Origin of the sequence: Streptomyces sp. 15-116A, assembly GCF_025290915.1 — a bacterium.
GTDB lineage: Bacteria > Actinomycetota > Actinomycetes > Streptomycetales > Streptomycetaceae > Streptomyces.
Genome location: NZ_JAOCQE010000014.1, coordinates 48404 through 59749, shown reverse-complemented (window position 1 = coordinate 59749; position 11346 = coordinate 48404). Strand labels below are relative to the sequence as shown.

Below are 11346 nucleotides of genomic sequence, written 5' to 3'. Positions count from 1 at the left end.
GCGGGCCCGCCTGTCCGCGGATGGGGGGCGCGTCGGCTGGCGGTGGGATGGTCGGGTTCGGCCGATCGTGGGCGGGCGGACGTGGCTCCCCTGGCGTAGGCGGGCCTGATCGGCCGCTATTGCGGGTCGGCTGTGCCCAGTTCGCGGGTCAGGGCCTCGTCGGCCCAGGTTCTCGCCCGGGATCTGGGGATCGTGCCCGTGTAGGACGTCAGTTGGACTGCCAGGCCGTCCAGGAGGGCCGTCAGGCGGAGGGCCGTCGCCGCGGGGTCGGGGCAGGTGAACTCGCCCGCCTCCACGCCCTCCTCGATGACCTCGGTGAGCGCGGCCTTCCACTGGCGGTCCAGGTCCCTGGCCACCTCCCGCAGGGCGGGATCGCGCAGGGACACCGCCCAGCCCTCGATCCACAGGCGCCAGCCCTTCGCCTGGCCCGTGGGGGCGTACCAGCGCACGGCGGCACGCAGCCTGCGCAGGGCCGACGTGCGGCGGCCCAGCAGCTTGCGCAGATGAGCCAGGTCCGCCTCGGCGGCGTGGGCGAACGCGGCGGCGACCAGCTTCTCCTTCGTGGCGAAGTGGTACAGCACCAGCGCGTTGCTCACCCTGAGCGCCGAGGCCACGTCGGAGATCCGTACCGCGGCCACACCCCGTTCCTCGATCTGCTCGATGGCGGCCCGCAGCATCTCCTCACGCCGCTCCGCCACGCTCAACCGCACCCTCGTCACGGCCGTCACCCTAGCCCGGACATGACACGTCCGGAGACTCCCGTACCGGCCGAAGGGCACCGCGCTGCCGGACCCGCCCCACATAATGGAATGCCTGACCGACTCCAGCTGGAGGTACCGTGGCCGGTTTCCGTTCCCAGAGCTCCGGGCTCCGCGCACTGCGGCCCCCGGCCTTCGGCGCGGACCCCAGCGGTGAGCGCATGGCGCGCATCCGCAGATCCCCGCACTTCAAGGACGGTGTCTTCGTCAACCCCGGCGGTCCCGCGCGGACCCGCCCCTCGGGGTCGTCCCGGGACCTGGCGAAGGTCGTCCTCGACAAGGAGACCCGTACCCGCCGCGCCCCCCGCGGGCCGGTGCCGGTGCACCCCACCACCCTCGCCGACATCGCCCGCCCCCCGGCCACCGGGCTGCGCCTGACCTGGATGGGTCACTCCAGCGTGCTCGCGGAGATCGACGGGCAGCGGGTGCTGTTCGACCCGGTGTGGGGCGAGCGCTGCTCTCCGTTCCCCTTCGTCGGGCCCAAGCGGCTGCACCCGGCGCCGCTGCCGCTGACCGCGCTGGGCCCGGTCGACGTCGTGGTGATCTCGCACGACCACTACGACCACCTGGACCTGCCCACGATCAAGGCGCTGGCCGGCACGGACACGCTGTTCGCGGTGCCGCTGGGCGTCGGCGCGCACCTGGAGCACTGGGGCGTGTCCGAGGGCCGGCTGCGGGAGCTGGACTGGCACGAGTCGACGCGGGTCGGCGGACTCACCCTCACGGCCACCCCCGCCCGGCACTTCTGCGGCCGGGGCCTGCGCAACACCCAGCACACGCTGTGGGCGTCCTGGGTCGTCGCGGGCGAGGAGCACCGCGTGTACCACAGCGGCGACACCGGCTACTTCGACGGCTTCCAGGACATCGGCGCCGACCACGGCCGCTTCGACGCGACGATGATCCAGCTCGGCGCGTACTCGGAGTTCTGGCCCGACATCCACATGACGCCCGAGGAGGCCCTGCGCGCGCATCTCGATCTGCAGGGCGGGCAGCCGGGCGGGGTGCTGCTCCCGATCCACTGGGGCACGTTCAATCTGGCCCCGCACGCGTGGGCGGAGCCGGGGGAGTGGACCAAGGACGCGGCGCAGGCGGCCGGCCAGGCGGTGGCGTTCCCCCGGCCCGGCGAACCCTTCGAACCGGCGGGGAAGCTGCCCTCGGACCCCTGGTGGCGCGCGGTGTCCCATCCCCTCGCCCACCCGTGGCGCGGGCCCTCGTCGACGCAGATCGCCACCGAGACCGCCCCGGAGCGCGACCTCGATCTCGCGGGCGATCGGTGACGCGGGCCAAGAGCCCGGCAGTGCAAGCCACTTGCCGCCGAAGGGCAAGATCTCGAGTTGCGCGTGGTCGGCGGGGCGCGAACGATGGGAAGCGGGCGGGACAGCGCACGAACGTACCCGTGACACGGAGTCGACATGACCGAGCTTCCTCCGCCGATCACCCCTTGTCTCGAGCCTGCCGCGCAGGAGTTGTGCGAGGCGACCGCCCCGCACCCCCGGATCTACGAGGTCCCTCCGGAGAAGGGCCGGGACATTCTGCTCGGTCTGCAGAGTGATCCCGGCGTGCCCAGGCCCGATGTCGACGAGGGGTGGATCGAGGTGGACGCGGGCGAGTGGGGGACCGTCCGCACCCGTGTCATCCGGCCGCGGGGGTCCTCGGGCCCGCTGCCCGTGGTGTTCTACATCCACGGCGCCGGCTGGGTGTTCGGCGACGACAAGACGCACGACCGGCTCTTCCGCGAACTCGCCGTCGGTGCGGGCGCCGCGGGTGTCTTCCCCGTCTACGATCGTGCGCCGGAGGCGAAGTACCCCACCCAGGTCGAGCAGAACTACGCCGTGGACCGGTGGATCCTGGACAACGGAGCCGAGCACGGCCTGGACCCCTCGCGTGTCGCCGTCGCCGGCGACTCGGTCGGCGGCTGCATGTCGGCGGTCTTCGCGCTGATGAACAAGGAACGCGGCGGGATCGGCCTCAAGGGCCAGTGCCTGCTCTATCCCGTCACCGACGCCGACTTCGGCACCCCGTCCTACCTGCAGTTCGCCGAGGGCTACTACCTCACCCGCGACGGCATGCAGTGGTTCTGGGATCACTACACCACCGACCCCGCCCAGCGCGCCGAGCCGTACGCCTCCCCGCTGCGGGCGAGCCTCGACCGGCTGAGGGGCCTGCCCCCGGCCCTGGTCGTCACCGACGAGGCCGACGTGCTGCGCGACGAGGGCGAGAAGTACGCCAACAAGCTGCGCGAGGCGGGCGTGGACGTCACCTGCGTCCGGGTGACCGGCATGGTCCACGACTTCCTGCTTCTGGACAGCCTGCGCGACACCCGCGCCGCCCATGTCGCCCGCAAGCTCGCCGTCGACTTCCTCAGGACGGCGCTGCACCCCGGTTGAGCAGGGCGTTACGGCCGTGTCGCCGTGATGAGCCAGGTCGCGGACGGATAGAGCACACCCCCGGGTGTCTCGTGGTCCTCGAGGGTGCGGTACAGGTCGGTGCGGGCTCGCTCGCGGCCGGCGTCGTCGAGGTCGGTCAGCATCCAGCCGACCAGCCCGAGCAGGAAGCGGTGGGCGGTGCCGGCGTCGGGGCCGAAGTGTTCGAGCGCGGTGAGCGACTCGAAGCGCGGCTCGTCGAATCCGGCCTCGGTCAGCAGGGTGCTCACCCGGGCGGGGTCCGACAGGGAGAACGGGCCCGGGGCGTCCGGTGGGGGAGCGGGCAGGTCACGGCCCGCCGACATGGCCGTCATCAGGGCGAGGAACCACTCGTTGCGCGCGGGCGGCTGCCAGACCAGCTGCACCAGACGGCCACCGGGCCTGAGCGCTCGCGCGACATTGCCGAACGCGGTGACGGGTTCGGCGAAGAACATCGTCCCGGTGCGGCTGACCGCCAGGTCGAACTCCCCGGCCTCGAACGGATGCACCTGCACATCGCCCTGTACGAAGCGGGCGTTCGCCAGCCCCTCGGCGGCCGCCCTCTCGCTCGCCACGCGCAGCATCGCCGACGACAGATCGACCCCGAGTGCGGTGCCCTCGGGTGCGCGGCGGGCGGCCTCACGCGTGATCTCCCCGGTGCCGCAGCCGATGTCCAGCACCCGGTCCGCCCGGCCGATCGCCGCGGCGTCGAGAAGCGCCTCCCGGTAGCCGCGCAGCGCGCGGTCGAACTGGTCGGCGTGCTTCGCCCAGTAAGCGCCCTCGTCGCCGTCCCAGGCCCTGGCCTGCTCCGTGTTCGAGGGGGCGAACTGTGACGTACTGGTCATCTCCATCACCTCGGGCATATACTCCCCATGGGACTAATTCCGGACTACGCCGAAGGGGCGGCGATGTCAAGAGGCCCTGAGGGAGAAAGCGGCACGGTGCCGAGGGGGCCGGCGCTCACGACGACCTCGTACGCCGTCCTGGGGCTGCTCTCGGTGCGGTCGTGGAGCACGTACGAGCTGGCCCGGCACATGGACCGCAGCCTGGGCCGGATCTGGCCCCGGGCCCAGAGCAAGATCTACGAGGAGCCGAAGAAGCTCGTCCGGCACGGGCTCGCGCGGGCCGAGCGGGAGGCGGTGGGGCGGCGGCCGCGGACCGTCTACACCATCACCGGCCGCGGCAGGGCGGCACTGGCCGACTGGCTGCGTGAGCCGGGCGCCGGGCCCGTGCTGGAGTCCGAGCAGCTGGTCAAGGTGTTCTACGCCGAGTCCGGCACCCCTGCCGACACCCTGGCCACCCTCCGCGCGGCCCGCGCCTGGGCCGTCGAGCGCAACGAGGACAATCTCGCCGCGGCCCGCGCCTACCTCGAAGGCCGGGCCGCGTTCCAGGAGCGGGCCGCGCAGACGCTGCTCGTCGGCCGCTTCCTCACCGACTACTATCGGCTCGTCGCCGAATGGGCCGACTGGGCCGCCGGTTGCGTCGAGCAGTGGCCCGACGACCCCCACGAGGCGGTCGCCGACCCGGAGGAGCTCGCGGAAACCATCCGGCGGGCCGAGTGGAGCGAAGGGGAGCGCCGGCCTACCGACTCACGCCCCTGACGTCAGCACCTCCGGGTTCGCGCAGTGGGCCAGGGGCTCGCCGCGCAGGAAGCGGCCCACCTCCCCGGCGACGATCCGGGCCGCCTTCTCGGCCACCTCCCTGCTGGCGCCGGCGATGTGCGGGGTGAGGACGACACCCGGTGTGGACAGCAGCCGCGCGCCCGCCGGGACCGGTTCGACGGGGAACACGTCGAAGCCGGCGCCCGCCAGCCGGCCCGTGTCCAGCGCGTCGCACACCGCGTCGTAGTCGACTAGCGCGCCGCGGGCGCAGTTGACCAGCACCGAGCCCCGAGGCATGGCCGCGATCTGCTCCCTGCCGATCATGCCGCGGGTCTCCTCGGTCACCCGGGCGTGCAGCGAGACGATCCGGGAGCGGCTCAACAGCTCGTCCAGACCGACGAGTTCGGCGACACCCTCGACCGCCTCCGGGCGCACATAGGGGTCGTGGACCAAGACTGTCGCCCCCATCGCGGCCAGCACCCGCGCCACCCGCGAGCCGATCGCGCCGAAGCCGACCAGGCCCACGACCGAGCCGTCGATCTCGACCCCGCAGCGGGTGTAGTCGTAGTAGTCGCCGCGCCAGGTGCCGTGCTTGAGGTCGGTGTGCACATCGCCGATCCCGCGCGCGGCGGCGAGGATCAGGGCCAGGGTGTGCTCGGCGGTGGCCACGGCGTTGCGGCCCGGCGCGTAGCAGACGGCGACGCCGTGCCGGGTGGCCGCCTCCAGGTTGGCGTTGACCGGACCGCCCCGGCTGACGCAGAACAGCTCCAGGTCCGGGCAGGCGGCCAGGACGCGCTCGGTCAGCGGTGCCATCTGGGTGACGCAGATCCGCGCGCCGCGCAGCGCCTCGATCAGCTGCTCCTCCGTGCCGGACGCCTCGTCGACCTCGGCGACCTTGCCGAACGGCGTGTGGGGCCAGGGGAGTTGAAGTTGCCGTACGTCGACTCCGGGGGCGGCGGAGCGCAGTTCCTGTTCGAGCAGCCGGGGCAGGACGAAGTGGTCGCCGGCGGCGAGGACGGTGGTGGGCACGGTGGGTCTCCGGATGCGATCAGGAAGGGAGGACGAGATGAACGGGCGCGTTCAGCCGCAGCAGCGACGCCTCGCCGCCGCGCAGCCGCAGTTCGGTCAGGGCGCCGTTCTCCAGACCGGGGAAGACACGGCGGTAGTGGGCGAGCGGGATGCCGAGCAGCTTGCACAGCACCAGGCGCAGCAGCGTCGAGTGGGCCACGACGAGGACACGGCCGTCGGGGAGTTTTCGCGCGACCTCCTCCAGGCACTCGATCGCCCGGTCGGCCGCGGCCACCGGATCCTCACCGCCGGGCAGATGGTGGGTCACCGGGTCGGCGAGGAACGCGGCCAGCTCCTCGGGGAACGCCTCGGCCATCTCCGCGCGGGTCAGCCCGTCGCCGCGGCCGAAGTCCACCTCGTACAGGCGCTCGTCGACCCAGGGGGTCAGGCCCAGCGCGGTCGCCGCCGGTTCGGCGGTCAGGCGGGCCCGGGACAGCGGGGAGCAGAGCACGGCGTCCAGCCGCTGCCCGGCGGCCCAGGTGCCGAGCGCGGCGGCCTGCCGGCGGCCGAGTTCGGTGAGCGGCACATCGGTGCGGCCCGCGTAGCGGTTCTCCGCGTGCCAGGCGGTCTCGCCGTGGCGGACGAGGACGAACGTGGTCACTGTGCGGCCTTTCTGTGCGCATGGTCGGCCACGGCCGCGTCCAGCAGGCCGCGCCGGGTCAGTTCGTCGACGAACCCGGTGTAGACGGGCAGCAGGGCCGCGGTGCGGGCCGGGTCGGGGTGGAGTTCCTCGCGCAGCCGCACCATCGCCGCCGCGGCCTCCCGCAGTGTGGCGCCGGAGGCCGTGGCGGCGAGCACCGCCATGCCGAGGGCGCTCTCGGCATGCTCGGGCAGACCGACCGTACGGCCGAGCAGGTCGGCGCGCAGCTGCGACCAGTAGCGGTTGCGGGCGCCGCCGCCGGTGAAGGTGAGCGGCCCGTCGACGGGTGCGCCGAGGTGGTCGAGGTAGTCGAAGCACAGCCGTTCGACGCAGGCCACGCCCAGCAGGCAGGCGTGGAACTCCTCGGCCTCGCCCGCCGGTTCACCGAGTACGAAGGGCTCGGCGCCGGGCGCGCGGAACGGGAAGCGTTCGCCGCCCGCGCCCACCAGCGGGTAGACGACGGCGGTGGAGCCGGTCGCGGCCGCCCGCGCGGTCAGCGCGTCGAGATCGGCGCCCGGGAAGCGCCGGGCGAGGATCCCGGCGCCGCTGCTGGAGGCGCCGCCGGGCAGCCAGGTGCCGCCGGGGCCACGATGGCAGTACACCACGCCCCCGGGGTCGCGCACGAGGTGCGGGCTCGCGCCCTTGAACACCAGCGTGGTGCCCAGCACCGAGTTCCAGGCGCCCGGCGTCAGCGCTCCGGCGCCGATCTGTGCCGCGCAGCCGTCGGTCATCCCGGCCGTGATGGGCGTACCGGCGGGGATGCCGGTCGCCTCGGCGGCGTCCGCGCACACGGCGCCGACCACTGTGCCCGGCGGTACGACCTCCGGCAGCAGGCCGGCCGGGACGCCGAGCGTGCTCAGCTCCGCCTCGGGCCACCGGTCGGCGAGCAGGTCGTAGCCGCTCTTCAGCGCATGGCTGGCGTCGCTCGCCACCTGCCGTCCGGCGAGCCGCCAGGTGATGAGGTCCGCCTGATGCAGCAGCCGGATCTCCCGGCTCCGGGAAGGGAGTCGGTCCAGCAGCCACAGCAGCTTCGGCAGCGCCCAGGACGGCTGCATCGCGCGGTAGCCGAGCTTCTCCCACACCCCCGCGCCCACCGTGTTCACGCGGTCGGTGTACGCGCCGGCGCGTCCGTCGTCGTACATCAGACCCGGTGTGAGCGGCGTGCCGGAGGCGTCGGCCAGGAGCACCGTCCCGGACGTGGCGTCGACGGCCAGGCCCCGCACCCGGCGCGGGTCGATGCCGGACAGGGCGTCGCGGCAGGCAGCGGTGAGCGCCGGCCACCACTGCGCCGGGTCCTGTTCGTGCCGCACGCCGTCACGGCGGCCGGTGAGCGGGCGGGACGCGGCGCCGAGCAGACGGCCCGTGCCGTCCACGGCGACCGCGCGGGCGCTCTGGGTGCCGAGGTCGAGGCCGAGGTGGACGGCGTCGGGGGACAGGGCGTCAGACATGCGGGGCCTTCGGTGGTGCGGGTACGCGGGAGGGTGCGGGCGCCGGTGACCAGCCGAGGGAGCGGGCGGCGTCCCGCCAGGTGAGATACGCGCCGTACAATTCGTCGTAGAGGCTCGCGCGCTCGGGGTCCGGCTCCCAACTGGAGCGCATCCGCACGTACTTGGCGGCGGCACTGTGCATGCTGCTCTCCGCGCCGCTGAGCACCAGGCCGGTCAGGAACGCGCCCTTGGCGCCCAGTTCGGTGTCGGCGCTACGGGCCGTCGGCACTCCGGTGACGTCGGCGATGAGCCGGCACCAGTCGTCGCTGGCGGATCCGCCGCCGCACAGGCGCAGTTCGTGCACCTCGGTCCCGGACGCGGCCAGGCAGTCGCGGACGACGAGGGACAGGCCCTCGAACACGGCGCGGGCCAGATGCGCGGGCGTGTGATCGAGGGACAGGCCCCAGAACGCGCCCCGCGCACGCGGGTCCAGGAAGGGGGCACGTTCCCCGGCGGGCGACAGATACGGCAGGAACGCCAGCCCGCCCGCGGCCGGTTCGGCGTCGAAGGCGAGCCGGCCGAGCGCGGCGGGATCCTCCACGGACAGGGTGCGGCAGGCCCAGTCGAGCACCTCCGTGCCGGACAGGGTGGGGAAGGCGCGCAGCGTGCGTTCCCGGCCGCGGTAGGCGATGTTGATGCCGCACGGCTCGCCGCCGGTGTCCGGCGCGCGCGAGACGATCTCGGTGCACAGGGTCGTGCCGAGGATCGCGCACGCCTGGCCGGGGTTGACGGCCCCGGCACCGCGCGCGGTCGCGGCGATGTCGTACGGGGCCATCACGACCGGCAGTCCGGCGGGCAGGCCCAGTTCGGCGGCGGTCCGGTGGGTGATCTCGGCGATCCGCTCGTGCTCACCGAGGATCCTCGGCAACAGGGGCTCCGCCCAGCGCAGTTGGAACACATCGAGGATCACCGGGTCGTAGGCGCCGGTGGAGTGGTCGAGGAAGGGCGCCGAGGCGTCCGACTCGTCGATCGCGGTGACGCCGGTGAGCCTCAGGAACAGCCAGCCGGCCGCCGTCAGCGCCGTACGGGATCTCTTCAGCCGCTCCGGGTCGTGCTCGGCGAGCCAGCTGAGCACCGCGTTCGGCATGCCGCTGCAGGTGAGTGAGCCGTTGCGGCGGAACGCCTCCTCCAGCACGCCGTCCGCCTGCCAGCGGGTGAGCAGGTCACCGGCGCGCCCGTCGGACCACAGGATCGCCGGGCCGGTCGGACGGCCCTCGCCGTCCACGAGCCAGCAGCCGTCGCCCTGCGCCGTGAAACTCACCAGCCACACGGGATCCTCGTCCGGGTCCAGTTGGGCGAGGGCGCTGCGCACGGCGAACACCACGCCGTTCCACACCGCCTCCATGTCCTGTTCCGCCCAGCCGGGGCGGGGCCGCAGCACCTCGGTGCCGATGCGGGAGACCGCCAATTCCTGACCCTGGTCGTCGAACACGACGGATTTGATGACCGAGGTTCCTACGTCGATGGTGAGTACCGACATGACTGCAATACCTGCCCCTTCATGCCCCTGCGCAAAGGACGCGCCCGTGCACCGCACGAGCCCGGAGAGCGCGGCGGCTCGCGAAATCAGGGAATCGCGCGGCGGGCGCCGCGTCAATCGGCCCGGGGAGTTATCCCGTGGCGGGATCGCGCCGCTGTGTGAGATCCCGGGGGCGGCCGGGTGCCCGCACGGCGCGGGAGCCGCGCCCGCAAGGGAAGGGGCCGGGGCACGTCGTGTTACGTTCATGTGAGATTCGCATCGCCGTATCTCGTGAGTCGTGTGCTCACAGGAACCGGAGGGAGCCGCGCCATGCCCGGCATCGACGCCCGCACGGACGCCCAGGAGGAGCGCCGGCAGCGGCTGCGCGAGCTCGTCACCTCCCAGGGCTTCGTCCGCACCGCCGACCTCGCGGCCGAATTCGGCGTGAGCGTCATGACCGTCCACCGCGACCTGGACGCACTTCAGGCGCAGGGCTGGCTGCGCAAGGTGCGCGGCGGGGCGAGTTCCCTGCCCTCCACGCAGTTCCACGGCAGCGTCAGCGAACGGCTCACGACGATGGCGCCGACCAAGCAGCGGCTGGCGCGCGCCGCCGCCGAGGAACTCGCCCCGGGCCAGGTCGTGATGATCGACGACTCCACGACCTGCCTGAACCTGGTCCGGCACCTCGCCGACCACACCCCGATCACGGCGATCAGCAACGCCCTGCCCGCCATCACCGCCCTCGCCCGCGAGCCCGGCGTGGCGCTGATCGCGCTCGGCGGCACGTACTTTCCCGCGTACGACGCCTTCATGGGCGCCCATACCGCGCACAGCGTGGAGTCCTTCCGGGCCGATGTGCTGTTCATGTCCACCACGGCGGTCACCGGCGGCCGCTGCTACCACATGTCGCCCGAGACGGTGCAGGTCAAGCGGGCGATGATGGCGGCCGCCGCCCGCCGGGTGCTGCTCATCGACCACACCAAGTTCGCCAACCAGGGCCTGTACGCGCTCGCCCCGCTCACCGACTTCGACCTCGTACTCGTCGACGACGCGGCCCCGGCGGGCGAGGTACGGCGGCTGCGGGACAGCGGGGTGGACGTACGCACCGTCGCCGGGGCCTGAAGGGTTCTGCAGGCCGGTCTGAAGGAGCCCGGGGGCTCCGCGGGCCCGCACGTCACGTGAAAGTCACACGGATCTCACTCGGCGTGCCAAGCGGATGCCGAGGTCCGCAAGGGCGGCCTGCGGCGTTCGGCAGGCCGCCTGGCTGCTGGTCGCCGTCGGCCGGTCGGCGTCGTCGCGGCGGGCGGTCTCGGCTACGGCGTCGCCCGCGCGGGTCTCGCCCCGGTCACCCGCCTCACCGCCACGGCGGAACGCGGGGCCGCCACCCGCGACCCGCGCCACCGCATCACCCTGCCGGGCCCGCCCGACCCCGCCCGGCGACGCAGGGACGAACTCGCCCGGCTCACCGCCACGTGCAACACCGTGCTGGAGGAACTGGACCGTTCCGTCACCGCCCAGCGGCGCCTCGTCGCCGACGCCTCCCACGAACTGCGCCCCCCGCTCATCGCGCTGCGCACCAAGGCCGAACTCCTCGCCCTCGCCGACTGCCTCCCCCAGGAGCGGCGCGACCGTGCGGCCCGAGCCCGGGTACGCCAACTCGCGGACGTCATAGATCTGGTGAACGACCTGATCGAACCGGCCCGTGCCGAGGAACCCCCGCCCCTGCTGGAACAGGTCGACCTGACCGACCTCTCCCGGCTGACCCGCCTGCTGACCAACCTCCTCGACAACGCGGCCAAGTTCAGCCCGCAAGGGACCTCCCGCACATCTTCGACCGCTTCTACCGCGCGCCCTCGGCCCGCGCACTGCCCGGCTCCGGACTGCGCTGCATGCGGGCTGAGCGGACCTCAGGCCTGATGATTACTGAGGGT

12 protein-coding genes are annotated in these 11346 nt (G+C 73.3%); 5 read left to right on the top strand and 7 right to left on the bottom strand.

Going from position 1 to position 11346, the window contains the following annotated elements; genetic code table 11:
* Positions 1-116: 116 nt before the first annotated feature.
* Positions 117-719 (bottom strand): TetR/AcrR family transcriptional regulator, encoded by a 603-nt coding sequence (locus tag N4P33_RS05055; RefSeq protein ID WP_260825003.1) that lies wholly within the window; start codon positions 717-719, stop codon positions 117-119.
* A gap of 119 nt (positions 720-838) precedes the next feature.
* Here N4P33_RS05055 and N4P33_RS05050 point away from each other — a divergent pair, with 119 nt between their 5' ends.
* Entirely contained in the window at positions 839-2035 is a 1197-nt protein-coding gene (locus N4P33_RS05050) for an MBL fold metallo-hydrolase (protein ID WP_260825002.1), read from the top strand.
* Positions 2036-2170: 135 nt separating this feature from the next.
* On the top strand, positions 2171-3145 hold the full coding sequence (locus N4P33_RS05045; RefSeq protein ID WP_260825001.1) for an alpha/beta hydrolase: 975 nt from the start codon (positions 2171-2173) through the stop codon (positions 3143-3145).
* Positions 3146-3153: 8 nt separating this feature from the next.
* On the opposite strand, the gene N4P33_RS05040 is transcribed toward N4P33_RS05045, so the two are convergent.
* Entirely contained in the window at positions 3154-4005 is an 852-nt protein-coding gene (locus N4P33_RS05040) for a class I SAM-dependent methyltransferase (protein WP_260824999.1), read from the bottom strand.
* Between the two features lie 96 nt (positions 4006-4101).
* Between N4P33_RS05040 and N4P33_RS05035 the strand changes: the two genes are divergently transcribed.
* Positions 4102-4761, top strand: a complete 660-nt coding sequence (locus tag N4P33_RS05035) for a PadR family transcriptional regulator (protein WP_260824998.1) — start codon at positions 4102-4104, stop codon at positions 4759-4761.
* Here N4P33_RS05035 and N4P33_RS05030 read toward each other — a convergent pair.
* Genes N4P33_RS05030 through N4P33_RS05015 form a run of 4 tightly spaced genes read right to left on the bottom strand, consistent with a single transcriptional unit; the run spans position 4750 to position 9436 of the window.
* The gene (locus N4P33_RS05030; protein ID WP_260824997.1) at positions 4750-5790 is read right to left on the bottom strand and encodes a 2-hydroxyacid dehydrogenase; all 1041 of its coding nucleotides are present in this window, start codon (positions 5788-5790) and stop codon (positions 4750-4752) included. The two genes, N4P33_RS05035 and N4P33_RS05030, sit on opposite strands and share 12 nt — an antisense overlap.
* A 19-nt stretch (positions 5791-5809) precedes the next feature.
* Positions 5810-6430 carry a histidine phosphatase family protein gene (locus N4P33_RS05025; protein ID WP_260824996.1) on the bottom strand — a complete coding sequence of 207 codons (621 nt, stop codon included), beginning with the start codon at positions 6428-6430 and terminating at the stop codon, positions 5810-5812.
* Positions 6427-7917, bottom strand: coding sequence for an FGGY-family carbohydrate kinase (locus N4P33_RS05020; protein WP_260824995.1), 1491 nt, complete (start codon positions 7915-7917; stop codon positions 6427-6429). The genes N4P33_RS05025 and N4P33_RS05020 overlap by 4 nt, the downstream gene beginning before the upstream one ends.
* Complete coding sequence (locus N4P33_RS05015) at positions 7910-9436, bottom strand: FGGY-family carbohydrate kinase (protein WP_260824994.1); 1527 nt, start codon at positions 9434-9436, stop codon at positions 7910-7912. Before N4P33_RS05015 ends, N4P33_RS05020 begins: the two co-directional genes overlap by 8 nt.
* A gap of 309 nt (positions 9437-9745) precedes the next feature.
* On the opposite strand from N4P33_RS05015, the gene N4P33_RS05010 reads away from it, so the two are divergent.
* A complete protein-coding gene (locus N4P33_RS05010) occupies positions 9746-10537 on the top strand; it encodes a DeoR/GlpR family DNA-binding transcription regulator (RefSeq protein ID WP_313904442.1) in 792 nt (263 codons plus the stop codon).
* A 63-nt stretch (positions 10538-10600) separates the two neighbouring features.
* Here N4P33_RS05010 and N4P33_RS35645 read toward each other — a convergent pair whose 3' ends face one another.
* Positions 10601-10816 carry a hypothetical protein gene (locus N4P33_RS35645; protein ID WP_399028600.1) on the bottom strand — a complete coding sequence of 72 codons (216 nt, stop codon included), beginning with the start codon at positions 10814-10816 and terminating at the stop codon, positions 10601-10603.
* Positions 10817-10897: 81 nt separating this feature from the next.
* On the opposite strand from N4P33_RS35645, the gene N4P33_RS35640 reads away from it, so the two are divergent.
* Positions 10898-11332 (top strand): histidine kinase dimerization/phospho-acceptor domain-containing protein, encoded by a 435-nt coding sequence (locus N4P33_RS35640; RefSeq protein WP_399028597.1) that lies wholly within the window; start codon positions 10898-10900, stop codon positions 11330-11332.
* The last annotated feature ends 14 nt before the right edge of the window (positions 11333-11346 follow it).